This window comes from Pelagihabitans pacificus (assembly GCF_009371985.2).
Lineage (GTDB): Bacteria > Bacteroidota > Bacteroidia > Flavobacteriales > Flavobacteriaceae > Pelagihabitans > Pelagihabitans pacificus.
Window position 1 is genome coordinate 348,831 of record NZ_VIKU02000002.1, and the last position, 24,424, is coordinate 373,254.

Consider the following 24,424-nt stretch of genomic DNA (forward strand, 5'->3'; position numbering starts at 1 on the left):
TATCCATTGGAATCCCATACCTTTGCGGCTTATTTATACTACATGACATTTAAAGAACTCGGCATTGCCGAACCTATTCTTCGTGCGGTCGAAGCCGAAGGATATACCAATCCGACCCCTATTCAACAACAGGCAATTCCTATTCTGTTAAAGGGCAAAGACCTTTTGGGGGTTGCCCAAACCGGTACTGGAAAAACGGCCGCTTTCGGGATTCCTATTCTGCAGCATCTCTTTTACGCGAAAAATGGATATCACGGCAAGCGTCGCATCAAAGCCCTGATTGTGACCCCTACCAGGGAACTCGCTATCCAGATTGGTGAAAGCCTTACGGTATACGGGAAACATACGGGCTTAAAAAATACGGTCATCTTCGGTGGGGTTAAACAAGGAAAGCAGGTAAACGCCTTGAGAAACGGTGTGGATGTATTGATAGCCACCCCTGGGAGATTGCTTGATTTAATGAATCAAGGGTATATTTCGTTCCACGATTTAGAATATGTCGTATTAGACGAAGCGGATCAAATGTTGGACATGGGCTTTATACACGACATCCGGAAAATCATTTCAAAACTACCTCCGGAACGACAATCGCTTTTCTTTTCGGCCACCATGCCTAAGGACATTGTGGAGCTTTCCAGAAAAATGCTGGGCGATTTTGAACGGGTAACCATTAAACCGGAGCAAGCCACAGCGGAAAAAGTGGATCAAGGGGTCTATTTTGTCAGTAAAAATAACAAACCAAAACTTTTGGTCCATCTCTTAAGGGAAAGACCTAATGATTCCGTACTTATTTTTTCCAGAACCAAGCACGGAGCGAATAAAATCGTAAAAAAATTGGCACAAGCCGACATTCGATCGGCCGCCATCCATGGAAATAAATCCCAAACGGCACGTCAGAAGGCTTTGGGGGATTTTAAAGATGGTAAGTTGAAGGTATTGGTCGCCACGGATATTGCGGCCAGGGGAATCGACGTGGAGGAGCTTTCACTTGTTATTAACTATGACCTGCCCAATGTTCCGGAAACCTATGTACATCGCATCGGAAGAACGGGACGCGCCAGTGCCAGTGGAATTGCCCTGTCGTTTTGTGATAAAGACGAACGTCCTTATCTAAGGGCTATCGAAAAGTTAATCAAACAGGCAGTGCCCCTTATGCCAGAGCATCAGTTTGTAGAGGAGAACGATGAGCAAGAGACCGAGCTTAAAAAACAGCCACAAAGACCGGCGGGTCACCGGCCAAAAAACGCGAACGCAAAATATGCCAGGTCAAAAAGTTCGAATTACAAAAAGGGCAACCATCGACGAAGAAAGTTTCGGGGCGGACAACAACAAGGTTCCCAGGGAAACAAGGAGGCTTAGAACAACCTCACAAGGCATTTAGATCAATTGTATTCGGGACATAAACACTTCCTTGTGTGATTTGCTCAGTGGTATCACCGTACGCCCGATTTCGAGATGATGATCGGCGACAATATCAACGTTTGACAAATTCACCATATAAGATCGGTGTACTCTGACAAATTGGGTCGTTGGAAGGCGCTCTTCCATTGTTTTAAGAGTACTTGTCAAAACATAGTTACCCTTGGCCGTGAAAATCGTGGAATAATTCCGGTCGGCCTCTATATAAAGAATTTCATCGAACAAAAGTTTCTCCATTTTGCCATGATGTCGCACGAAAAAACGATCCGATAACACCTCAATGTCCAAATGCAATCGGCCCGTACCACTACCTTCCTTCGGTTGCTCCAACACCAGCGCAATCGTACGCTGCAAGTTGAGCCTGTTAAATGGTTTGGTAATAAAAGCCTTCGGATGCGTTTCCTTGGCCTTTTCAAAAGTAGCGTCATCCGTATTGGCGGTAAGGTAGATGATCGGAAGGTCGACATATTTCCGAATAGCCTTGGCGGTCTCAATTCCATCCAATGAACCTTTTAAGTTGATATCCAAAAGCAAAAGATCGGGAATATGTTCCTTAACATTTGAAATGGCAGCCTCTCCCCTAGATTCAATGCCCGTGACCTCATACCCGAGTTTGGTCAATTGAAGTGAAAGATTCGCCCCTATGATCATGTCATCCTCAACAATTAAAATTCGTGCTGGATAATTCATCTTTAAGCAGCTTTATGGTGTTGAAATTGAATGGATACCGATGTCCCTTGATGCATATTGAGAACCATCTTGCCGTCTAACTGTTTGGTCAATAACGAAATCAACTGTGTGCCGAATCCGGTACCTTGAACATCGGTTTGGGGAGTTCTCCCAAGGCCGTTGTCGATGACTTCCAATTCTAATAGAGGTCCAATTTTCTTTAGACTTACTTGAATGAGGCCCTGTCGCCGATTCGGAAATGCATATTTCAAGGAGTTTGTTAGCAACTCGTTGACTATTAAGCCAATTGGTATTGCCATATCAACATCTAATTCAATTTTTTTCATGTCGATTTCAATCGTCACGTGACCTTCCGCTCCAAACGAATCGACTATGTAATCCGATAGGTTGACAAAATAGTCCTTCATTTCGATGGCGGCCAAGTTCTCTCCTTGATATAGTTTTTGATGGATCATACCCATGCTGTGAACCCGATGCTGGCTTTCCGAAATGGCGTTCGATACATTCGGGTCACGGATCTGTGCCGACTGCAGGGAGAGAAGACTCGAAACCATTTCAAGATTGTTCTTTACCCTATGGTGTATTTCCTTCAAAAGAAACTCCTTTTCCGCATTCCGCTTTTGGAGTATTCGATTGACTCTGTACTTATTCTGAATTGCTTTAGAAGCCAAAAGAAGAAGCAAAAACAAAAGTCCTGCTATGATGCCTATCATCACTTGCCAAGTACGTTGCTTTTGAATTTGGGCTTCCTGAAGCAATATCGTGTTTTCTTTATTGGCCACATCAAATTCGGTGCGCAACAGGGATATTCGTTGATCGGCTTCCGCGGTAAAAATCCGATTCTTCAATACATCGTATTCGGCAAATGCCATATACGCCTCCCGATAATCGTTATTAGCGGCATAGGCCCTACCCAAGCTCTCATAGGCTTGGCTCAAGTAGTACTCATCCCCAAAGTCGTCTGTGGCTATGCCAATACTTTTTCGAAGACTTTCAATAGCAGCCAAATTCTTCCCCCGTAAAAGCTGCAGTTTGCCTATAGCGAGCCACGAGCGCATCAGCATAAATTCGTTATCCAATAACAATGCATACCTTACAGCTTGATTGCCCGCTTTTGCGCCCTTATCAAATTCCTGTAAATAGGAATATAGGTCTACCAAGGAAATATATACATCACTTAGGTTATTGTAAAAACCGTACCGCTCGGCTATAATGAGTGAATGCTCGTAATATTGGAGTGCTTTCCGATATTCCTTTAAAGCCAAATAGTTGTTCCCGACTACATATAGTGTAAAATCGTAGTCAAGATCCGTAATGCCGCGATCTTCGAAAACCGCGAGCGATTTAAGTCCGTATTCCAATCCCGTCCTAAACTTGGATTGTTTCCAAAAAAGGTTGCTTAAGTCGCTAAATGCTAAGGCAACGGTTTTTTTATCATTTAACTTTTTTCCAAGATGCAGGGCTTCCAAGGCATAATCGGCCGCCTTATCGAGTTCCCCTCTTCGCTCATATACATAGCCTAATTGGGTATAAAGCGAGGCCAAGTCGCTTTTCCTCACCTTGCTTTTAGCCGACTCCAATACCTCTTGGGCCTCGCCAAGCCTTTCCATCCTTAAAAAAATGGCACCTTGGGTTATCTGAAATCGGCCCTCCCATACACTATCCTTTTTTTCTGCCGTAAGGGCCAAACCCTCATTGGTAAATTTCAGGGCCTTGACCAAGTTTCTGGTGTGCCAGTAATAGGCCAGGTCATTAAGTATCGAAAATTGAATGGAATCGGTTTTTACTAAAGCGTAGGCGTTTTCAAGTGTTTTCAAGTAAGAGGGGCCAAAATTATCGGTCTCCACAAACACTTTCTTGTAAGGGTTTTCGCGGTCAAAGTCGACTATTTGGGCAATGAGGTAACCGCAATTCAAAAAAGAAAAGATACTAAGAAAAACAGCTTTTAGGAAAAAGCCCCTCATTTGCTGGTTTGGTTGTTAGCGGGGGAACAAGCTTGTTAAATATACAACATAATTCCCACATACTGTTCGATAAACAGAAAATGGGATTCGGACAAGAAAACCACCCGTTCGTCCTCTATAGCTTCTCTAATGCTTTTTAAATCAATTCCTTAGTGTAAGACAAAACAATAAGAATAATCAGCCAACGTGGGAAGCCATGAAAAAGATACTACTTGGAATATCCACCATGGCCTTATGGTTAAACTCGTGCCGAGACCAAAGTCCAGATCATCCGATTATTTCGACTGAACCGACATCAGCCATTGAACAGCTTATGAAAAATAGAAGCAAAGACTATATCAGGGCATGGAACTCGAAGGATTTCAATTTGATGAGAACCGTTACGAGCACTGATTTTGAAAGAAATGTAAATGGTGAAATACGCTCTAACTCCCATCAGGGACTGGAAGAAACCATGCATTCTTGGCATATCGCCGTTTCCAACTTCAATATCGAGGTGCGTGAAATGATCGTGAAGGGTTCAAAGTCCTACACAAGGTGGACAGGCACCGGAACCAATACAGGAATGTATGGTGAAAATCCGCCAACAGGGAAAAAAGGCAAAACAGAAGGTTTTATGGTTTTGACCTTTAACCAAGATGGCAAGGCGATTCGGGAAGAAGTATTTTACGATGTACTGGGTGTGGTAGAGGATTGGGGCTATACACTAACTCCCCCAATTATGGAGTAATACGAACCAACACAAATTTTAATCAATAACCAATAAATCATAGAATTATGAGAACACTAAAGATCAAGCTGATGCTAGCCGCAATGCTGCTAGCACCCATGAGCATCATTCAAGCACAGGAAAGCGGAACATCCCAAGCCTTTTGGGTACATGAAGATGTAGTAAAACCTTCCATGGTGGAGGAATATGAGCGTATTTGCAAAGAATTGGTCGCCAACATGAAAAAACACAATATCCAAGAAGCAAATATGATTGTCGCCAATCTTGCCGACTCGCGCTATCTATATGTAGGACCCATCGAGAATATGGCCCAGTTAGACAAACCGGTATTTGCCACCTTGGCGCAAAAAATGGGAGGCACGGCCATGGCGGACCTATTCGATGGAATGGATAAATGCTACGACGTGGAGCAAAACTATGTTATTCATTTAGATACGGAACTATCATACATGCCCAACGGTATGACACAAACCCCGGAAGGTGAAAATTATCGAAAGTTTCACTACTTGCACTTTGCTCCCGGGAATCGAAAGATGATCAAGGAAAAAATGAAGGCCGTTCGGGATATGTTTGCCGAAAAAGGATCGAAAGTTCATTACAGGGTGTACAAAAGCGGTTTTGGGGCACGCGGAGAGTTCTATATGGTGGCAGTGGCGGCCAAGGATGCGGTAGACTATGCGCAAAAGGCATTGGAAAACGATGCGCTATTGGGGAAAGATGGAAATCAAATAATGGGCGATTTATTCAGCAATTTGCTGAAATATGAGGAATATTTAGGTCGTATGCGTCCAGATATGGCATATTCACCTGCCAATTAAAAAGAACTAAAACGGCAGGCTGCCACATTCGGGGGAATAATTGGCAATAGTTCAACTTTTGATTTTTAAAAATTAGTGTTTTCAAAAGCAATTTAGTCAATAGCTATTGCCTCTAAGGCAGCCTGCTTTTTAACCCGATAAAAAAGTAACACGAATATTAATCTTTAAATACACAACCCATGAAAAAACTATTGTACATCGCACTATTACTGCCATTTTTGGCAATTTCGCAGAACAACGAAAGCCTCGTCCTTGAAAATGTAATGATTACGGCCCTCCCTGAAAAAATTGCCGAATTCGAGGCCGGCATGGCGGCCCATAACAAGAAATTCCATGCCGACGGACCGTATGGCGCAAGGGTTTATTCCATTGCCAACGGCAAAAACGCCGGTAAATATATGTTGATTATGGGACCGTTGCCCTGGAGTGCTATGGACGGGCGACCCTCCAGCACGGAACACGATGAGGATATGAATAAGAATGTGGCCCCATACATGATGCCCGATGTTGAGGTAAATTACATGAAAATGCATCCAGAGCTTTCCAATTTTTCGAAAGATTTTGAAATCAATAACGTTTCTGTCTTCATGGTCGACATCAAACGTCTAAAAGAAATAGACTTTATGGAAAAGGTGGTCAAAAAAGTGGTCAAAATGCAAAAGGAAAAAATGCCGGATGAGATTTACGGTATTTATACCAACGAAATGAACAACATGGATGGAATGGATTTTGGTTTCGTCACCTTCTTTGACTCCATGTCATGGATGGGTCGAGAGGACAAATTTCCACAGCATTTTGAAGAAGTACACGGCGCTGGGAGTTTTAGTCAACTTTTAGCAGATCTCGAAGCGACCACCGATGGCGATAGGGCAGAAATATGGTCCCTTCGTAAAGACCTTAGCGGCCCCGATGCCAAGGTGATAGCCGCCACAAGGTAAGAAGTGACCACTAAACGATCACCATAAACTAACCAACCACTGCAAGACCCGGAAAACTCTCCGGGTCTTCTTTATGGACCCGGTCGGTTGTTTTAAGAGCGCCCACCCCTTCGATTATAAACCAATCTTGTTTAAGACGAATTCCATAGGGAAAACTATCCATATTAATCAGTATCTTGGTTGCAATACAAAAGTTCTAATCTTCTTTTTTTGATATGAAAAATACCTTTACCCTTTTCACCCTGCTGTTTACGCTAACCATACAAAGCCAGGTAAAATCGAATTTGGAACTACTTGACATATTCGACATGGAGTATATCACCGATCCACAAATCTCCCCCGATGGAAGCAAGATTATCTACGTTCGCAACTTTAAGGATGTGATGACCGACAAAAACCTATCGAATTTATGGGTTATCAATTACGACGGCTCAAACAATAGGCCGATAACCTCCGGCAATCAGAACGATTTTTATCCCAGATGGTCACACGATGGAACAAAAATCATTTTTAAGTCGAATAAGGCAGACGACAAAGTGAAATTGTACCTTATGTGGATGGATACCAAAGAAATAGTCCCCTTGACCAACACCCCTCAGGCCCCGGGACAAATAAGTTGGTCCCATGACGACCGTTACCTAGCCTTTAATATGTTTGTTCCGATGAAAAACGAGTCTATCATCAAAATGCCCGAAAAACCGGAAGGAGCCAAATGGAATGCGCCCCCCACTTATATCGATAAATTAAATTATCGCGGTGACGGGCAAGGTTATCTCAAAGGCGGCAACTTGCAACTGTTTATACTCTCAATAGATGGCGGCACCCCGAAACAGCTTACGGCTACCCCTTTTGACCATGGTGCGCCTATCTGGTCAAAAGACAATCGTACACTCTATTTTTCAGCGAATTTTAATCCCGATGAGGACTTTGAGCCCAACAACAGCGAACTGTACGAACTTGACCTGTCGGATAACAGTATAAACGCCCTTACCGATCGATACGGGCCTGACGACTCCCCTATCCTGTCCCCGGATGGCACTAAAATCGCCTATACCGGTCTTGACGATCAACTACTGGGATACCAATTAAACGAAGTGTATACGATGGACCTTACCGAGCGGAAACCCAAACTGCTCTCGGGGGATTTCGACCGAAATATTCAAAATATTCAATGGGCCGGAGATGGAAAAGGACTTTATTTTCAGTACAATGATCAGGGTGATACGAAAATCGGTCATTTGTCGCTTACAGGAAAAGTAACAAGTATTGCGGCTGGCTTGGGAGGCACCTCCTTGGGAAGACCTTACAATTCTGGCAGTTATTCCGTTTCCAAAAATAGCCGGTTAACGTATACGCTGGGGGGAACCGAACATCCATCCGATTTGGCGGTACAGGACAGGAAAGGCATGAAAAGACTCACGTTTGTCAACGACGACCTGTTTTCATTTCGAAAACTGGGAAAAGTAGAAGAACTTTGGTGGGAATCTACCTTTGACCAACGCAAAATACAAGGTTGGGTGGTGACCCCTCCCGATTTTGACCCTACAAAAAAGTACCCATTGATACTAGAAATCCATGGAGGACCTTTTTTGAGCTACGGTTCCGTTTTCTCGGCCGAGATACAGGCCATGGCCGCTGCAGGTTATGTAGTGTTATACGCAAATCCGCGTGGGAGTGCCAGCTATGGTCAAGAATTCGGGAACCTCATCCACCACGACTATCCGAACCATGACTATGAAGACTTAATATCGGGAGTCGATGCGGTCATCCAAAAAGGGTATGTTGATGATAAAAATCTTTTTGTTACCGGAGGTAGCGGTGGTGGGGTACTCACCGCATGGATCGTTGGTAAAACAGACCGCTTTAAGGCCGCGGTGGTCGCCAAACCCGTTATCAACTGGACAAGCTTTGTATTGTATGCCGATAGTCCGGCTTTTTTCTCTAAGTACTGGTTCGGGAAAAAGCCTTGGGAAGATCCGGAAAACTATTTTAAACGTTCTCCGCTCTCCTATGTCGGCAATGTCTCTACACCGACCATGTTGCTAACAGGTGAGGAAGACTATCGAACCCCCATAGCGGAATCCGAACAGTTTTATGCAGCCCTAAAATTGGAAGGGGTAGAAACGGCTATGGTACGAATCCCCGGAGCCTCTCACGGTATCGCCAACAGGCCCAGTAATCTGGTCGCTAAATTGGCCGGCATATTGGCTTGGTTCGAGAAATACAAAGAATAAACGTATGATTGGAAAACTGGGTGAACAGGTTACCCAACTGTTTCGCAAATACATGCCCGATGCTTTCGTATTTGCCATTCTACTGACCCTGTTGGTGGCATTTGGCGCCTTGTTCTGGGTAGGCGTTTCGCCTCTTGAAATCATTGTTTCCTGGTACGACGGTTTTTTTGACCTTTTGGCTTTTGGCATGCAGATCGTATTAATTATTATCACCGGTTTCGCCATAGCCCTGTCCCCTGCAGTGAATAAAGGGATCGATTATTTGACCCGTTTTATCCGTACTCCCCGTCAGGTTTATTTTTTTGTGGTCATGATAGGGATGTTGCTTTCCTTGGTGAGTTTTGGATGGTTGGTGATTACCGCCGTATTGGCGAGGGAACTGGCGCTTCGGATAAAAGGCATCAACTATGCTTTTCTTATTGCCTGCGTTTATTTTTCCATGAATAGTTGGGTAATGGGGTTATCAAGTTCTATTCCGCTCTTACTAAATACCGACAAAAACTTTTTAATCGACGCTGGAATATTGGAAACCGTCATACCTACCTCGTATACCTTAGGAGCTTGGCTCAATATTACCATGATACTACTCTTGGTGCTAGGAGCTCCCATCATCATGCTATTACTTTTACCAAAGCACCAAAAGCCAAAAGAGCTCTGTGAACTATTGGCTGAAAGTTCCGACGAGACCACCATGAGCATACAGGAGGAAGCCTCCCTTATTGAATTACCCAAAAAGGCAGTATCGGACAGATTGAACAACAGTGTGATATTACAAGCAATGATCGTGCTCATGGGCGTCACCTATATCGTATATCATTTCATGACCAAGGGGTTGGACCTCAACTTTAATATCATGATTTTCTTTTTTTTGATTCTGGGCCTCCTTTTGCATAAAACCCCCATTCGTTACGTGGTGGCCATGAAGAGGGCCAGCAGTAATATTTCGGGAGTTTTGTTTCAATACCCCTTTTATGCGGGGATAATGGGCATTATGCTCTATACAGGCCTCGGGGAGAGACTGGCGCAATTATTGGCGTCGGTGGCCACCATTGACTCCTATCCCTTTTACGCCTACCTGACCGGTGGAATGGTCAACTTTGCCATCCCTTCGGCGGGTGGGGAATTTGCAGTGGTCGGTCCCGGAATAATCGAGGCGGTAAAGGAAATTGGGGCCGGTCTCCCGGAAAAACAGGTGACGGCGATGATTTCCCGGGCGTCGCTATCGATTGCTTATGGTGAAAGCCTTAGCAATATGTTGCAACCCTTTTATTTACTGTTGGTCATTCCGATTATGGCCAAGGGGGTCAATATTCATCCTAGGGACGTGATGGGCTATTTACTGATTCCGTTCTTGTTGTTTTTTGTCATCCAATCATTATTGGTGGTTTTCATGCCCCTCGCCTAAACATCGCGATAAAAGGTCAGTCCGTTTTTATAGGGGTCATAGAATGCAAATTCCTTGGTGCCCCAGGCGGTCTCCCTTAGCAAAGTGTGTGCATGAAAAACACCCTTTTGACCGAATTCCTCATAGAGCGATTCAATGTTTTCAGCGACAATACGAAGCATCGGGCGGTCGATTTCCATCTCCCACTCGGAGGCATCGTGCCATTGCAAATGAATTTCAATGGCATCGCGAATAATCCCTGCATACTTGGGATTTTTGGAATCATCCGCAAAAGCAATCTTAAAGCCCAATCTGTTTACATAGAAATCCAAGGCTTCGACTACATCCTTCACCGGAAGTACGGGATGAATCTGATGTAAATATCCTTTTGGTTGCATTGACTAAATGTAACAGTAAATTATTACATTGACAATCCTTTCAATACACCCGTAATGGCCATCAAATTTCTTCCTTTGCTCTTTTTTCTAAGCGCGCTGTCGGTAGATGCGCAGGAAATTAAGGTAATGACCTATAATATAAAATACGACGATATCAATGATACCGTCAATAACTGGAATGATCGTAAAGATGCCATGGTTCGACTTTTGCAAAAAGAGCAGCCGTCCTTCATCGGTCTTCAGGAAGCACTCCTACGTCAATTGACCTACCTGGACGAAGCATTACCAGACTATCGGTATATAGGCGTCGGAAGGGACGATGGAAAACAAAAAGGGGAATTCTCCCCTATCTTATACGATGACAGCCGATACCACATGCTTCGATCGAATACCTTTTGGCTATCCAGGACCCCAGAAAAAGTATCCGTCGGATGGGATGCCGCCTTGGAACGCATCTGTACATACGGACTATTCGAAAACAAGCAAACCATGGAAAAACTTTGGGTTTTCAATACACACTTCGATCATGTGGGCACGAAGGCACGGAAAAAATCCGTGCGTCTTATTGTCAAAAAGATAAAAGAAGTAAACAGCCAAAATCTTCCAGTGGTGTTCATGGGCGATTTGAACCTTACCCCCGACCAAAAACCGATTGAATACCTGCAGACCAAAATGGATGATGGATTGCTTATTTCCGAAAATCCGATGAAAGGTCCATCGGGTACCTTCAACGGGTTTGACAGTCCCGCCCCTATAAATCGGCGTATCGATTACATTTTTGTAAAAGACCTTGCCGTAAGTACCTACCTGCACTTGGATGAACGATTGGAAAATAGAAAGCACATCTCGGACCATCTCCCGGTAATTGCCCTGCTGGAAAAATAAAAAGGCCGAACAGTATGACAGTCCGGCCTTCGTAATTTTATCACCTTCTTTAGTCTGTTAAGAATGAAATTAAGAGGTCGTTCAGCTCGTCGGCATGGGTAATATTCAATCCATGTGGAGCTCCCTGCACTATTTCATACCGATTATTGGGAATACCCGCTGCGGCTTGGTCTGCCGACGTCTTAATCGGCACCGTTTCGTCGGAATCGCCATGGACGATCAACGTAGGCACGGTCACATTTTTAAGTTCTGTTCTAAAGTCGGTATGCATCCAGGCCAATGCAGCCTGTATTGTTGCCCTGGGAGATGCGTGGGATGCAATGATGAAATCGTATTCCAATTGCGCTTCACTTACGCGATCTTTGTTGTCGTCGTAGTTATAAAATCCTTTGTGAAAGTTTTTTAAAAACCCCACCCGGTCGTTTTGAAGGGCTTCCTTCATTTCCTCTAAGGCATCCACGGGAACTCCATCCGGATTATCCTCTTTTTGCTTGACCAAAGGAATGATACTACTGATCAGGACTGCTTTGGCGATTTTATCCGATCCGTAATCCGTGAAATAACGGACTACCTCACCACCTCCCATGGAAAACCCGACGATTATCGCATCTGCTAATTGAAGTCCCTCAATGATAGTGTTCAAGTCGCTTGCCAAAGCCGAGTAGTCATACGATTCCCAAGGTGCCGAGGAAATACCAAATCCCCTTCTGTCGTACGAAATACATCGAAACCCCGATTCTACAATTTTCCACACTTGTTGCTCCCAAGATTTTCTACTCAGGGGCCACCCGTGAATTAATAGTACAGGCTGACCACTCCCATAATCCTCATAAAAAATATCTACTTGTTCTTTTCCTGTTTTGTTTGTTATAAAAGGCATCTATCGTGTTTTTAGTTATTGTCTAAAATTATTTGAAAACATGAAATTTTCTTGACTCATTTGACATTAAGATTCGCTGTTTTACCTAGTAGTTTAACACCTTTCCCTTATTAAAGGATTCGACAGGATACTATCTTATATATGACCAAGGCAATGCTGTTTCGGCCTAGGCAGCGTATCACCATTTCGAGGTCGGTTCCTTTATATTTCTTATATTTAAGATAAACAACCTTCATCATGTTACATAACAAATTTTGGCAGGCCTTCTTCGCATTGTCACCGATACTTATATTTATCATTGCCATTATTGGATATATGGTCTTTGTGTTTTCGCTTGTGGGGAATATTGAACAGCTAGAGAATTCCGGGAATGTCCCCGCATCCTATATACTTGGTAGCATAGGCACCTTTTTTGTGGTCATTCTACTTGCTATTTTCATCGCCTTAAGCAGTTTGATTTTTTACATTATGCATGCAGTACAAAATCCAAATCTCAAAGAAAATAATCTTTTATTGGTATGGATTCTGCTATTCATCTTTGTAGGCGGTATCGGAAAACTGATGTATTGGATCATTGAAATCGTAGGGAAGCGAAATCAAGGTATTTCAACTGATCAAATCCGAACATGAAAACGAGAAGGGATTTTATCAGGAAAACGAGTTTGGGAGGTATCGCCTTGGGAATACCTTTACCTGCCTTCACAACAGCAAAACCGTCAACCGATAAGCACCGATCCATGTCAGCACCAAAAATATCCTTGGCCCAATGGTCATTACACAGGGCAATAGAAAACGGCACTATGAAAGCAGTGGATTTTCCCAGTATAGCTAGCAACCAATACGCGATTCGAGCAGTTGAATATGTAAACCAATTCTATCTGAAGCATGCGGCGGATCAAAAGTTCTGGCTACAGATGGGACAACGGGCCAAAGACGCTGGCGTACAGAGCCTGTTAATTATGGTCGACGATGAGGGTAATTTGGGGAGTTCAAAAGCAGTGGAACGCAAAAAAGCGGTAGAAAACCATTACAAGTGGATCGATGCGGCCAAACTCTTGGGATGCCATTCCATAAGGGTAAACGCTTTCGGGGAAGGAACCAGACAGGAACTGTATGATGCACTGATAGACGGACTCGGAAATTTGGCCGCTTATGGAGCAAAAGAGAATATCAACGTATTAATCGAAAATCACGGACTGCATACCTCTGATGGAAAGTTCATGGTAGGGATCTTAAAGCAGGTAAACAGTCCCTTTTTGGGCACCCTTCCCGATTTTGGCAACTGGTGTCTGACAGCTGAATGGGGTAGCACCCAGGGCGACAAATGCGATACCGTGTACGACCCGTATGAAGGATTATCCGATTTTCTACCCTATGCCAAAGGAGTCAGCGCCAAAACATATGATTTTGATGAAGCGGGGAATGAAGCCAAAATGAACTACCATAGATTGCTCAAAATGGTGAAGAATTCTAATTTCGATGGGTATATTGGTATCGAGTACGAAGGCGAAAAGATGTCCGAACCAGAGGGTATCAAGGCGACCAAAGCATTGATTGAAAACGTTTGGAAGGAGTTGGAGTAGGTTTTAGACCAGTTCCATTTTAAACAACTCGATAGGTTCCTGCTTGCCCCGAAGTGTCAATTTTCCTATCTGTACAAATGTAGTGCCCATGTCTTTGCTTAATTCTTTCAACAAGTTTCCGGAAATCAACACATCGGCATTATAGCCGTTACACTGATCTTGGATACGAGCGCTAGTATTCAATACATCCCCTGTATAGATGATGTCTTTTTTTATGATTCCAATTTCACCTGTGGTTACTTCCCCGATATGATAACCGGCCTTGAACTCGGGAACCAACCCGAAGCGCTCAAGGTATGTAGCGCTCTTTCTGTGGAAAACCTTTTTGATTTTCTTAAAACATCGAATACAATTATCATGGCGAACTCCCTTTTTTTGTTGCCAAGACACCACGATCTCGTCACCAACATATTGATATATTTCCCCGGAAGTATCGAGAATGGCTTCGGTCATATCGGCGTAATAAGTCTTCAATAACCTAAAATACCTCTTGTGGCCCAGTCGTTCCGCAATGCTGGTGGAGGCACGCATGTCGAGGAACATAAAAATACGTATTTCGGACTTGGGCACATGATACCTGCCAAAAAGAAAATTGTAGAGCACCCCGTTCCCGAGATACTGACTTATCTCCGAGAAAAACAAAGTAAGAACCAAGGTGACCCCGATATATATAATAATGCTCCAAAATGCAAAATTACTCACGAATCGTTGCAGATCATTAAGGGCTTTTTCAGATGTAGACTCGTCGGCAATCAGACTGTTCACCAATGCTACCCCGATTAGAAATAGTATGATAAAGATTAGATAAAATGAGGTTTTCAGCACTATTTTAACCCACAACGCCTGTTTTTCGAAGCGTCTTCTCAGCCATACTACCTCTATCCAGCCCTGTAATAGTCCCATAAGCAGACTGCTTGGTAGGATGACTTTCAGGTTATTGTAAAAATCATACCGGTTTCCCGTAGCAGGATATAGAGGTTCCCGACCTAGGATTCCGTATTCGACTAAGAGAAATACCAATCCAAAAAGGAGCCAAAAAACTCCAAATGGAACAATCTGTTTAAAATAACGTCGATATCGCGGTCGCAATCCCATTCCCTAAAAATAAACTTTCTGATATGAACAAAGGATATTTATTTGGGAAGGGTTCCTTTCAAACGCAGCGAGAACCCGCTGCCCTATCAAATTGCGATGATAGCAATTTAAATAACAGGGTTACCACTGCCTAAACCTGATTTCCCACGCCTTTCATGTATGGCCCATACATCCAGATTGTTTTCGCCTAAGCATACTCTTTCGTGTAATTGCCCATTCGATACCTAAAATTTTAAAAAAAATGGTTATTGCGTAATAGTATGATTATCAGTATTTTAATTAATTTTTACAATTTTGTATTTCTTAAATTATGTTAAATAATCTATAAAATAGTACCTTTTTATACATAGTACTGTAACAAAACTAATACTATGTCGTCTAGTAGGTGTAAGCAAATCAAAAACAACTATAAAATCATTATAAAAACTAGAAATCATGAAAGCATCATTCAACAGAACGGTAACAGAATCGAAATCAGGACAGTACTTTTCATCCTTGAGCCATAGCAAAAGGGCTCAGTGGGCTCAATACAGAAATTTTAATCGATAAATAATTGATTAGGTTGGACATCATGCCAACTGGGTTTACGAAAATGACAATTGAGTAGCAATCATTTTCTTCCCATATTCAATTCTAAGATTTTTGTGTCATAAAAAAACAAACAACACTTTAAAACTAAAAATAATGAAAGCATCATTCAACAGAACGGTAACGGAGTCAAAAACAGGACAGTACTTTTCATCTTTGAGCCATAGCAAAAGGGCTCAGTGGGCGCAGTACAGGAACTTCAACCGCTAATTAAAAAAAACTATCAACAACATTCTAAAAACGACCATCATGAAAGCATCATTCAACAGAACGGTAACAGAGTCAAAAACAGGACAGTACTTTTCATCCTTGAGCCATAGCAAAAGGGCTCAGTGGGCACAGTACAGGAACTTCAACCGCTAATCACGGTTTTACCCAACAGGTCATCATCATAAAACAACGTCATGAAAACATTCATCAATCAGTATCCAACGGAATCGAGAAGGTTCGTCTCCCTGACCAAACTTAGGGATAGCAAGCGGTTTCGTTGCACAGAACAGTCATTTAGCCTTCAATAGTAGCCATACTAACACTGGGTAAAAAGGGAATACACCTCATCAATGTATTCCCTTTTTTCCTTTTACGGTACCCATGCCCATCGAATTTTTAAAAAAATAGCATAATTTAGGAAATAGGATGTCCCATTTAGAAAGTATCGATTGTCCTAAGCATATAACCTTTAAAACTTAAATCATATGAAAGAGTTTATGATGCTTTTCAGAACAGAAAGAAATGACGCACCACCACCTTCTCCGGAACAAATGCAAGCCATGGTCAAAACGTGGCAAGATTGGATCGGTGGTATTGCGGCCCAAGGCAAATTTGTAAGTACGGATGCCCTCGGCTATCAGGGGAAGACAGTTCATGCCGATGGGTTGGTCACCGATGGGCCCTATGCTGAAATCAAGGAAATCGTTGGAGGCTATATCGTAGTAAAAGCTGAAAACCTGGAGGAGGCCGTAAAACTATCGGAGGGCTGCCCTACCCTATCCATTCCAGGCGGCAAGGTAGAGGTGCGGGATGTAATGGTGTTCGATATGTAATTTACGAGCCGTCGTTGCGAGGTAGTTACCCAAGGACAGGGTTCGAGGCAATCGCTTAATTTCCGATACGAAAGCACCAACAGATTGCTTCTTTTCGCGCGCTATGACGGCTCCTTTTTACCATTGCCATAACAACTATCCGAATGAACCGTCAAGAACTTATACCACACCTTTTCCGAACCGAATACAGCAAGATAGTTTCGGTACTCTGCAAAACCTTTGGATTTTCCCAGATCGCGCTTGCCGAGGATATCGCCAGTGAGACCTTTCTGACCGCTACGGAAACTTGGGGCCTCAAAGGAACTCCCAAAAATCCAAGGGCCTGGTTGTATCAAGTTGCCAAAAACAAGGCCCGGGACGGTTTTCGTCACAATAAGGTATTTCAACAGAAAATAAAGCCCGAACTTGAACATCGAAACACCACTTCAATCGAATTGGAGATTGATCTATCCGAACCAAATATCAAAGACAGTCAACTGCAAATGCTTTTTGCAATATGTACCCCTATCATATCCAAGGAAGCCCAAATTGCCTTGGCACTGCGCATTCTTTGTGGTTTTGGGGTTACCGAGATCGCGAAGGCATTTTTAAGCAACAAAGAGACGATTAATAAAAGGCTACACAGGGCCAAAGAAAAATTGCGGGCTGCCAAAATCGATTTGGGAATCCCCCATACAATAGCCATTGAGGAGCGGCTCGACAATGTCATCTCTGTGGTATACCTTCTCTACAACGAGGGCTATTATTCGACCACCTCAGAGATAAATATTAGAAAAGAGCTTTGTATCGAGGCCATGAGACTTTCACTTCTATTGTTGGATCATGAACCGACCAATCTCCCGAAAACAAACGCGTTAATGGCTTTGTTCTGTTTCCATGCCTCTAGATTCGAGGCACGCTCCAACAAGGATGGGGAACAAACCCTATATTTCGATCAAGATATTGGAGCTTGGGACCAAGAGCTTATAAAAAAAGGGGTAGCGTATCTTCGATTGTCCAGTTTGGGTACGGCCATTACCAAATATCATCTGGAGGCTGTTATCGCCTACCAGCATACCCAACCAAACGATTCCAAGGAAAAATGGGGACAGATACTGCAATTGTACAATCAACTGCTTCAGTTAAGATACTCCCCGATTATAGCTTTGAACCGCACCTATGCGCTATCCAAGGCCTACGGTAAACAGGTGGCGCTGGAGCAGGCACTAAAAATAGATATGAAAAACAATCACTTCTATCATTTGTTGTTGGCAGAACTGTACTCCGATTCGGATAGGAAAAAACAAAAGGACCACCTTGAACTTGCCATGGTGACCGCCACCACAGATCACGAAAAAAAAATAATTCTACGTAAATTGGATAAAGCGAAACAAAATGGCATATGACGAATTTTTGGCCGATCGGATCCGGCAAGTTTTGAAACAGCAGTCAATCGTTTTTGAGGAAAAGAAAATGATGGGCGGGCTTTGTTATATGGTCGACGGTAAAATGTGCCTAGGACTTGACATCGATAAAAAAACCGATACCTCACGTCTAATGTGCCGAGTTGGTCCCGATGCATACGACCATGCGTTGGCAAGACCTTACTGTACCCCCATGAATTTTACCGGTCGTGTTATGAAAGGATATGTTTTTGTTGCCGAAGATGGTTTCGACTTGGACAAGGACCTCAATTATTGGCTTCGATTGTGTCTGGATTTCAATCCTTTGGCCAAGAGCAGCAAGAAAAAGAAATAGTGGGTCTTACAGCTCATCCCTAGTGATAACGATCGTACTGTTCATCATCTCAACGGCATTCGCATTATCGATGATAGCGACTTCGGCTCCTGACCAACTGTGCCATTGCAGAAAATAGGCTGCCTTTCCCTTCAACATATCGGCCCATTGCATCATGTTCCAATTCCCGTACCCATCTTCCAGCGGGCCCGATTCGGATAGCACCAACGTTTTTCCCAGGGATTTTAGTGCTTTATAATCCGGAAAATCCGGTGAACTTCCGTAAAAATCCATACCCACCAAATCAACTACCTCATTTCCTGGATAAAACGTTGTTACTTCAGCGTTCCAATATTGATAGGGAATCACAGAATATACCCATATAAGGTTGTCCAAACCGTAATCAAAGGTAAGGGTATGGTAAAGGTCTCTCCAAAGTGCAATAAAATCGGCCTCGTTGGTTTGTTGGTTGTTATAAGCGTTGATGCCCCACCAAAAGAAGTCTCCGTTCATTTCGTGAAAAGGACGCCATATAACGGTGACTCCGGCATCTTGAAGTTTCTGTAGCGCCCCGGCGATCTGGTCCAGTTCCGTTCGATAATTGATCCATGCCTTCGTTTGGACCTCCCCCTTGAGAAGGGATTTCAAATTGATTTTCCCTTTATTCTCAACGGTGTTCCAATATACATTGTAACCCTCTACGAAAGGGTTATCCGCATGCCAGCTTAAGGTAACCAAACCTCCTTGGTTCCAATGGTCGATCAGGGATTGCACGGGATAGTCCGAACTAGGAAAAAAGCCCAAGTCGGCTCCCATCAGCCCGACATGTCTCCCCGAAATATCGGCCAGCATATCGACATATCGATTATAATACGTTGTCATGTCATCCGGCCCGTTGCCGCAGTGCTGCCCAACTATGAGTTGTTCGTTCTTGACCAGTTCATCAAAATACGCTAGCAGTTGCCTTTTGCTCCGATCAAGAAAGAGCACTTCGCTATCGATCCCGGGTGGATTAAGCAGATCATTTGTATTGCTGCCTTCCGTGTTTTCAATATTCGGGAGTGTTTCAACAGTATCTTTAGGGACACATCCTATAAACAGTAACAACCCCGACAGTAGAAGTATTTTTTGCATCTTGGTGGGTTTTGCGGTCTCTTCATTAAAACACCAAGAATCGTTCCATAAATCGACCCAAGAAAAGGATAAACACAGGAGGTATGAAAGACTTTCAAGTGGTCAAATCAGCTAGCACCTAAAATTTTAACTTTATTATCTGTCTAAAAATGAGTATCTTATGACTTAGCAACCCATAACTATTTTCGTCATGGCCACCATTAAATCATTAAACAAATGGGCCAATGCCCATACGTACTACCCGTTAGATCTGCTGCGACTCGCCCTTGGGGTTTTCCTATTTATAAAAGGAGTCGATTTTATGTCGAACCAAGCCCAGATGGCTGAAGTTATCAAACCTTTTGAAAACATGCCGGGAGGCATGCTTATTCTACATTATATCGTCCCGGCACATTTTGTAGGCGGTTTCTTAATCGTGGTAGGTCTATTGACCCGCTGGGCCGTGCTGGCACAGTTACCAATCCTAATTGGAGCTGTCTTGGTCAATTTCTTGGGGATTATGAATCCAACAAACCTGATATTGGCTCTTTCGGCCTTAGCCATTTGTGTTTTTTTTCTGTTCTACGGTTCTGGAAAACATTCGATGGACTACTATTTGAAAATGCAGAAATAACCAATCAACGGTTTCCTCAACTCACTTGGTCTAAGGGGCATAAGGGACAGTAAATACGGTTAGTCTTCACCCTTTATCAAAGGGGTCGTTCGTATAGACAAAGTTTGGGAGGGGTAAAAGCAGATTTAAAAAATCATATTCCTATCCAATACTTGGAAATCCTCAGGACGTCATGGGTGGAATGCCTCTAGTGTCAGGTTCGTTTGACTGCAACGCCCACAGGTTAGCATTTTGGCCAAGGGAACAGAGCCCTACAGCGGCCATTCTAAAACTAGGGGAATTCAATCGGTACCAATAGTACTATTTAGGGAAACTATCACAGTGCTTCCAACGCTCTTTTTACATATACCCTGGCCAAATGTGAGCGGTACTCCTCGTCTGCAAAGTGGTCGCTAATAATATCATCGACTCCATCCATGGCATGCTTTGCGGCACTGCTAGTGCCATCGTAAGCATTTTCTACCGCGGTGGCCCTGAAGGGTACCCCCGATACTCCCGTAACACCTATCTGAACGCCATCCCCTTTTTTGATGGCCGCTACCCCAACGACTGCAAAACGGCTGGCTGATTGAAAGAACTTTTGATAGGTACCTTGGGAGACTTTGGGAAATCGAATGGCGGTAATAATCTCGTCATCTTGCAAGGCGGTCAAGAAAAGCGCTTGGAAAAAATCGTTGGCCCCGATCGTACGCTTACCGTCTTTCCCCTCGGCCACGATGGTCGCCTCACAAGCCAACACCGTTGCCGGATAGTCCGAGGCGGGATCGGCATGCGCCAAACTGCCCCCTAATGTGCCACGGTTCCGAACTTGGATATCCCCGATACATAATGCCGCTTGGGATAGAATGTTTACATGTTCCCTAACCAAATCGGAAGTAGCGATTTGATGATGCGTACAGTTGGCTCCTATAACAATTTCGTCCCCTTCCTCGGTGATGGTGTTCATCTCTGAGATACCACCGATATCAATCAATACAGAGGGTGTGGCGAGTCGTAGTTTCATTGATGGAATCAAACTATGGCCTCCCGATAAAATTTTGGCCTCATCACCGTGCTCTTGCAATAAGGTCAAGGCCTCTCCCAAAGAGGACGCTTTTATATAATCAAATTTTGCTGGTATCATGTTTCTTATTATTTGGTTTACCTCGGTTTTTTTAAATTTCTATTCTCGCTTACTTAGCTGTTGGCAGTTCAAAAGACAAAAGAAACAAGATAAAAAACGAAAGACCCTTAATTGTTAAAACCAATATGTTACTGAAAACTTCTATCTTCCGTCTTATTTCTAACAGCTCCTGTCTACGCATGCATCGCTTTCCAAACGCGTTGGGGTGTTAAGGGCATTTGGATGTCGGTCACGCCCAAATGCGAGAGGGCATCGACCACGGCATTGACCACCGCAGGGGTAGATCCTATAGCACCCGCCTCTCCGGCACCTTTGACCCCTAAGGGATTATGCGGACAAGGGGTGACGGTACGGTCGGTTTCGATCATGGGAACGTCATCTGCACGCGGCATGGCATATTCCATATAGGAACCGGAAAGCATTTGTCCCACTTCGTCATAGACTACCTCTTCCAATAACGCTTGTCCTACGCCTTGGACTACCCCACCTTGAATCTGACCATCAACAATCATCGGGTTCATCACATTGCCGACATCATCGCAGGCCAAAAAACGTTTCAAATGAACCTTCCCCGTATCCGAATCGACCTCTACTACCGCGATATGCGTTCCAAAAGGATACGTAAAGTTGGTCGGATCGTAGAAACTTGAAAAATCCAATCCGGGCTCCAATCCTTCCGGGTAATCGTGAGGTACATAAGCGGTCAAGGAAACATCCCCAAATGAGACGGACTTGTCGGTTCCTTTTACCGTCCATTTTCCTTCGGCATACTCCAAGTCTTCCTCCGCCGCTTCCAGTTTATGGGCTGCTATTTTGGCTCCTTTTTCCAATACTTTTTCAACACTCTTTATGATGGCACTTCCACCTACCGCCAAGCTTCTGGACCCATAGGTGCCCATACCAAAAGCCACCTGGTCGGTATCACCGTGCTCAATTTCGACATCGGCCATATCAATCCCCAATTTATCGGCCACGAATTGGGCGAATACGGTCTCATGTCCCTGACCGTGGGAATGGGTACCTGTAAACACCGATACCTTACCGGTGGGTTGTACACGAACCGCCCCCACTTCATAGAGTCCGGCACGAGCCCCCAAAGAACCGACGACGGCCGATGGGGCAATACCGCATCCTTCTATGTAGGTGGATATCCCGACCCCCAAAAGTTTTCCATTTCTTCGGGCTTCTTCCTGTTCTTTACGGAATTCCTCATAGCCCAACATTTCCAATCCTCTTTTTAAAACAGCCTCGTAGTTACCGCTGTCGTATTGTAACGCCACCTGGGTTTGGTAGCCAGGTTCATTGACTCCATCAAAAGGAGGGATGAAGTTTTTGAACCGTATTTCAGCAGGATCCATATTCATTTCCTTTGCTGCCTTGGAAATGATCCGTTCCAACAAATAGGTAGCCTCGGGACGGCCTGCCCCACGATAGGCATCGACCGCAACGGTATGGGTGAACGGTGCGGTTACGTTCAAGTGGATCAACGGCGTAGTGTACACGCCTTGAAACAACGTTCCATGTAAATAGGTAGGTACTGCCGGGGCAAATGTGGATAGATAGGCCCCCAGGGCACAGTACTCATCGGTTAAATGGGCCACTATCTTACCATCCTTGTCAAAGCCCATTTTGGATTTCACCACATGATCGCGCCCATGCGCATCGGTCAAAAAGGCCTCACTGCGATCGGAGGTCCATTTTACCGGTCTCCCAATTTCTTTTGAAACCCAAGTGAGAAGTGCCTCCTCTGTATAGTGGTATATCTTACTTCCGAATCCGCCTCCGACATCGTAGGATAGTACACGTACCTTATGTTCGGGTATTCCCAACACAAAAGCACATAGTAACAAGCGGATCAAATGTGGATTCTGGGTGCTGGTATACAAGGTCCATTTTCCCGCATTTACATCATAGTCGGCGATATAACTCCTGGGTTCTATGGCATTCGGTGCCAGGCGTTGGTTTCGGTATTCCATCTCGGTAACGTGATGTGCCGATGCCAAGGCGGCCTCCACTTCTGCCCGATCGTTGCCGATACACCAATCAAAAGCTGCATTATCTGGCCATTCATCGTGAACAAGGGGAGCGCCGGAATCCATCGCTTTTTGTGGGTCGGTCACCGCAGGAAGGGGCTCATAATCGACCTCGACCATTTCGGCCGCATCACGCGCCTGTTCCAAGGTTTCGGCGATTACAATGGCTACCGCTTCCCCCAAATGTCTTATTTTGTCTTTTGCCAATAGTGGATGCTTCGGCTCCCGCATGGTTTCCCCATTTTTAAAATTGACCTGCCAACCACATGGCACACCGTATTCCCCACAGCCGTCTTCCGCCGTATATATGGCCACTACACCTGCCATATTTCTTGCATTGGTCGTATCGATCCGTACAATCTTCGCGTGGGCATACGGACTTCGCACAAATGCCGACTGTGTCATTTTAGGTAATTTGATATCATCGGTGTAGCGCCCGGCACCTTTCAGAAATCGAGCATCTTCACGTCTTTTGATTGGTTTTCCTATAAATGTTCCCATACTCTATGCTTTCATTTGTTCAGCTGCATGCTGAATCGATTTAACGATGTTGTGATATCCGGTACAACGGCAAAAATTTCCCTCGAGGCCATGCCGGATTTCCTCCTCGGTCGGATTTGGGTTGTTCTTCAAAATATCGGCGGCGGTCATCACCATGCCTGGAGTACAGAACCCACATTGCAACCCGTGGTGTTCCCGAAAGGCTTCCTGTATAGGATGCATTTGGTCTCCCTGAGCCATTCCCTCAATAGTCGTTACCTCACTGCCATCGGCCTGTACGGCCAATACGGTACATGATTTCACCGCCTGGCCATCCAATGTTACCGTGCAGGCCCCACATCCACTGGTATCACAACCAATATGGGTTCCCGTAAGATCTAAATGCTCCCTGAGGAAATGCGATAGACTGATCCTAGGTTCGATATCATGGGTCACCAATTTCCCATTTATCGTAATAGAGATATTCATATGCTATGTTTTAATTTATTCCCTTTTTAATCTTGTACCCAACGAGTCTAGACATCTCTTCCGTTGCTGACAAAAGAGCCCTACTTATTGACTATAAATCGAAAGGTTCGTTTGGGTTTCGGAGCAGGGTACCTATCCCCGAAAAGTTCTTGAAGATAAAGATTAAGATGGATATTTTACAAAATTT

22 protein-coding genes are annotated in these 24,424 nt (G+C 44.1%); 13 read left to right on the forward strand and 9 right to left on the reverse strand.

All coding sequences use genetic code 11. From position 1 onward, the window contains the following. The first annotated feature begins 42 nt into the window (after window positions 1–42). Entirely contained in the window at window positions 43–1,359 is a 1,317-nt protein-coding gene (locus FK220_RS08925; RefSeq protein WP_152573969.1) for a DEAD/DEAH box helicase, read from the forward strand. An 18-nt stretch (window positions 1,360–1,377) separates the two neighbouring features. Here the strand turns inward: FK220_RS08925 and FK220_RS08930 are convergent, their stop codons facing one another. Both FK220_RS08930 and FK220_RS08935 read right to left on the reverse strand, forming a co-directional pair. Continuing rightward, window positions 1,378–2,109: a LytR/AlgR family response regulator transcription factor gene (locus FK220_RS08930; RefSeq protein WP_152573970.1), complete on the reverse strand. Its 732-nt coding sequence runs from the start codon at window positions 2,107–2,109 to the stop codon at window positions 1,378–1,380. Between the two features lie 2 nt (window positions 2,110–2,111). Continuing rightward, entirely contained in the window at window positions 2,112–4,073 is a 1,962-nt protein-coding gene (locus tag FK220_RS08935) for a tetratricopeptide repeat-containing sensor histidine kinase (protein ID WP_152573971.1), read from the reverse strand. Window positions 4,074–4,386: 313 nt separating this feature from the next. Here FK220_RS08935 and FK220_RS08940 point away from each other — a divergent pair, with 313 nt between their 5' ends. The 5 genes from FK220_RS08940 (at window position 4,387) to FK220_RS08960 (ending at window position 10,198) form a co-directional block, all read left to right on the forward strand. Continuing rightward, complete coding sequence (locus FK220_RS08940) at window positions 4,387–4,803, forward strand: ester cyclase (protein WP_166204837.1); 417 nt, start codon at window positions 4,387–4,389, stop codon at window positions 4,801–4,803. Window positions 4,804–4,850: 47 nt separating this feature from the next. Next, a complete protein-coding gene (locus FK220_RS08945) occupies window positions 4,851–5,621 on the forward strand; it encodes a hypothetical protein (RefSeq protein ID WP_152573973.1) in 771 nt (256 codons plus the stop codon). Window positions 5,622–5,800: 179 nt separating this feature from the next. Then, window positions 5,801–6,559, forward strand: a complete 759-nt coding sequence (locus FK220_RS08950) for a hypothetical protein (protein ID WP_152573974.1) — start codon at window positions 5,801–5,803, stop codon at window positions 6,557–6,559. A gap of 215 nt (window positions 6,560–6,774) precedes the next feature. Continuing rightward, window positions 6,775–8,793, forward strand: coding sequence for a S9 family peptidase (locus FK220_RS08955; RefSeq protein WP_152573975.1), 2,019 nt, complete (start codon window positions 6,775–6,777; stop codon window positions 8,791–8,793). Window positions 8,794–8,797: 4 nt separating this feature from the next. Next, entirely contained in the window at window positions 8,798–10,198 is a 1,401-nt protein-coding gene (locus tag FK220_RS08960) for a short-chain fatty acid transporter (RefSeq protein WP_152573976.1), read from the forward strand. Here FK220_RS08960 and FK220_RS08965 read toward each other — a convergent pair. Beyond that, entirely contained in the window at window positions 10,195–10,575 is a 381-nt protein-coding gene (locus FK220_RS08965) for a glyoxalase superfamily protein (RefSeq protein ID WP_152573977.1), read from the reverse strand. The genes FK220_RS08960 and FK220_RS08965 overlap by 4 nt on opposite strands. 54 nt (window positions 10,576–10,629) lie before the next feature. Between FK220_RS08965 and FK220_RS08970 the strand changes: the two genes are divergently transcribed. Further along, entirely contained in the window at window positions 10,630–11,460 is an 831-nt protein-coding gene (locus tag FK220_RS08970; protein WP_238718960.1) for an endonuclease/exonuclease/phosphatase family protein, read from the forward strand. 49 nt (window positions 11,461–11,509) lie between these two features. Here the strand turns inward: FK220_RS08970 and FK220_RS08975 are convergent, their stop codons facing one another. Further along, window positions 11,510–12,340 (reverse strand): alpha/beta fold hydrolase, encoded by an 831-nt coding sequence (locus tag FK220_RS08975; RefSeq protein WP_152573978.1) that lies wholly within the window; start codon window positions 12,338–12,340, stop codon window positions 11,510–11,512. A 237-nt stretch (window positions 12,341–12,577) separates the two neighbouring features. Here FK220_RS08975 and FK220_RS08980 point away from each other — a divergent pair, with 237 nt between their 5' ends. Beyond that, on the forward strand, window positions 12,578–12,970 hold the full coding sequence (locus tag FK220_RS08980; RefSeq protein ID WP_152573979.1) for a hypothetical protein: 393 nt from the start codon (window positions 12,578–12,580) through the stop codon (window positions 12,968–12,970). Then, complete coding sequence (locus tag FK220_RS08985) at window positions 12,967–13,923, forward strand: sugar phosphate isomerase/epimerase family protein (RefSeq protein ID WP_152573980.1); 957 nt, start codon at window positions 12,967–12,969, stop codon at window positions 13,921–13,923. Before FK220_RS08980 ends, FK220_RS08985 begins: the two co-directional genes overlap by 4 nt. 3 nt (window positions 13,924–13,926) lie before the next feature. Here the strand turns inward: FK220_RS08985 and FK220_RS08990 are convergent, their stop codons facing one another. Continuing rightward, the gene (locus FK220_RS08990; protein ID WP_166204839.1) at window positions 13,927–14,826 is read right to left on the reverse strand and encodes an adenylate/guanylate cyclase domain-containing protein; all 900 of its coding nucleotides are present in this window, start codon (window positions 14,824–14,826) and stop codon (window positions 13,927–13,929) included. Between the two features lie 1,475 nt (window positions 14,827–16,301). Between FK220_RS08990 and FK220_RS08995 the strand changes: the two genes are divergently transcribed. From FK220_RS08995 to FK220_RS09005, 3 genes are all read left to right on the forward strand, one after another. After that, window positions 16,302–16,649, forward strand: a complete 348-nt coding sequence (locus FK220_RS08995; RefSeq protein ID WP_152573982.1) for a YciI family protein — start codon at window positions 16,302–16,304, stop codon at window positions 16,647–16,649. Window positions 16,650–16,792: 143 nt separating this feature from the next. Continuing rightward, complete coding sequence (locus tag FK220_RS09000) at window positions 16,793–18,034, forward strand: RNA polymerase sigma factor (protein WP_152573983.1); 1,242 nt, start codon at window positions 16,793–16,795, stop codon at window positions 18,032–18,034. After that, window positions 18,024–18,386 (forward strand): TfoX/Sxy family protein, encoded by a 363-nt coding sequence (locus FK220_RS09005; RefSeq protein ID WP_152573984.1) that lies wholly within the window; start codon window positions 18,024–18,026, stop codon window positions 18,384–18,386. Before FK220_RS09000 ends, FK220_RS09005 begins: the two co-directional genes overlap by 11 nt. A gap of 6 nt (window positions 18,387–18,392) precedes the next feature. Here the strand turns inward: FK220_RS09005 and FK220_RS09010 are convergent, their stop codons facing one another. Continuing rightward, window positions 18,393–19,499 (reverse strand): glycosyl hydrolase, encoded by a 1,107-nt coding sequence (locus FK220_RS09010; RefSeq protein WP_152573985.1) that lies wholly within the window; start codon window positions 19,497–19,499, stop codon window positions 18,393–18,395. 190 nt (window positions 19,500–19,689) lie between these two features. On the opposite strand from FK220_RS09010, the gene FK220_RS09015 reads away from it, so the two are divergent. After that, on the forward strand, window positions 19,690–20,112 hold the full coding sequence (locus FK220_RS09015; RefSeq protein ID WP_152573986.1) for a DoxX family protein: 423 nt from the start codon (window positions 19,690–19,692) through the stop codon (window positions 20,110–20,112). Window positions 20,113–20,428: 316 nt separating this feature from the next. Here FK220_RS09015 and FK220_RS09020 read toward each other — a convergent pair whose 3' ends face one another. The 3 genes from FK220_RS09020 to FK220_RS09030 form a co-directional block, all read right to left on the reverse strand. Further along, the gene (locus tag FK220_RS09020) at window positions 20,429–21,235 is read right to left on the reverse strand and encodes an FAD binding domain-containing protein (protein ID WP_152573987.1); all 807 of its coding nucleotides are present in this window, start codon (window positions 21,233–21,235) and stop codon (window positions 20,429–20,431) included. A 173-nt stretch (window positions 21,236–21,408) separates the two neighbouring features. Then, on the reverse strand, window positions 21,409–23,769 hold the full coding sequence (locus FK220_RS09025; protein WP_166204841.1) for a xanthine dehydrogenase family protein molybdopterin-binding subunit: 2,361 nt from the start codon (window positions 23,767–23,769) through the stop codon (window positions 21,409–21,411). A gap of 3 nt (window positions 23,770–23,772) precedes the next feature. Then, window positions 23,773–24,237, reverse strand: a complete 465-nt coding sequence (locus FK220_RS09030; protein WP_166204843.1) for a (2Fe-2S)-binding protein — start codon at window positions 24,235–24,237, stop codon at window positions 23,773–23,775. Between the last annotated feature and the right edge of the window lie 187 nt (window positions 24,238–24,424).

Excerpts from the sequence above, each read along its gene's own strand:
- FK220_RS08925 (WP_152573969.1), top strand. The coding sequence starts at position 43 with ATGACATTTAAAGAACTCGGCATTGCCGAACCTATTCTTCGTGCGGTC.
- FK220_RS08930 (WP_152573970.1), bottom strand. The coding sequence starts at position 2,109 with ATGAATTATCCAGCACGAATTTTAATTGTTGAGGATGACATGATCATA.
- FK220_RS08935 (WP_152573971.1), bottom strand. The coding sequence starts at position 4,073 with ATGAGGGGCTTTTTCCTAAAAGCTGTTTTTCTTAGTATCTTTTCTTTT.
- FK220_RS08940 (WP_166204837.1), top strand. The coding sequence starts at position 4,387 with ATGAAAAATAGAAGCAAAGACTATATCAGGGCATGGAACTCGAAGGAT.
- FK220_RS08945 (WP_152573973.1), top strand. The coding sequence starts at position 4,851 with ATGAGAACACTAAAGATCAAGCTGATGCTAGCCGCAATGCTGCTAGCA.
- FK220_RS08950 (WP_152573974.1), top strand. The coding sequence starts at position 5,801 with ATGAAAAAACTATTGTACATCGCACTATTACTGCCATTTTTGGCAATT.
- FK220_RS08955 (WP_152573975.1), top strand. The coding sequence starts at position 6,775 with ATGAAAAATACCTTTACCCTTTTCACCCTGCTGTTTACGCTAACCATA.
- FK220_RS08960 (WP_152573976.1), top strand. The coding sequence starts at position 8,798 with ATGATTGGAAAACTGGGTGAACAGGTTACCCAACTGTTTCGCAAATAC.
- FK220_RS08965 (WP_152573977.1), bottom strand. The coding sequence starts at position 10,575 with ATGCAACCAAAAGGATATTTACATCAGATTCATCCCGTACTTCCGGTG.
- FK220_RS08970 (WP_238718960.1), top strand. The coding sequence starts at position 10,630 with ATGGCCATCAAATTTCTTCCTTTGCTCTTTTTTCTAAGCGCGCTGTCG.
- FK220_RS08975 (WP_152573978.1), bottom strand. The coding sequence starts at position 12,340 with ATGCCTTTTATAACAAACAAAACAGGAAAAGAACAAGTAGATATTTTT.
- FK220_RS08980 (WP_152573979.1), top strand. The coding sequence starts at position 12,578 with ATGTTACATAACAAATTTTGGCAGGCCTTCTTCGCATTGTCACCGATA.
- FK220_RS08985 (WP_152573980.1), top strand. The coding sequence starts at position 12,967 with ATGAAAACGAGAAGGGATTTTATCAGGAAAACGAGTTTGGGAGGTATC.
- FK220_RS08990 (WP_166204839.1), bottom strand. The coding sequence starts at position 14,826 with ATGGGACTATTACAGGGCTGGATAGAGGTAGTATGGCTGAGAAGACGC.
- FK220_RS08995 (WP_152573982.1), top strand. The coding sequence starts at position 16,302 with ATGAAAGAGTTTATGATGCTTTTCAGAACAGAAAGAAATGACGCACCA.
- FK220_RS09000 (WP_152573983.1), top strand. The coding sequence starts at position 16,793 with ATGAACCGTCAAGAACTTATACCACACCTTTTCCGAACCGAATACAGC.
- FK220_RS09005 (WP_152573984.1), top strand. The coding sequence starts at position 18,024 with ATGGCATATGACGAATTTTTGGCCGATCGGATCCGGCAAGTTTTGAAA.
- FK220_RS09010 (WP_152573985.1), bottom strand. The coding sequence starts at position 19,499 with ATGCAAAAAATACTTCTACTGTCGGGGTTGTTACTGTTTATAGGATGT.
- FK220_RS09015 (WP_152573986.1), top strand. The coding sequence starts at position 19,690 with ATGGCCACCATTAAATCATTAAACAAATGGGCCAATGCCCATACGTAC.
- FK220_RS09020 (WP_152573987.1), bottom strand. The coding sequence starts at position 21,235 with ATGATACCAGCAAAATTTGATTATATAAAAGCGTCCTCTTTGGGAGAG.
- FK220_RS09025 (WP_166204841.1), bottom strand. The coding sequence starts at position 23,769 with ATGGGAACATTTATAGGAAAACCAATCAAAAGACGTGAAGATGCTCGA.
- FK220_RS09030 (WP_166204843.1), bottom strand. The coding sequence starts at position 24,237 with ATGAATATCTCTATTACGATAAATGGGAAATTGGTGACCCATGATATC.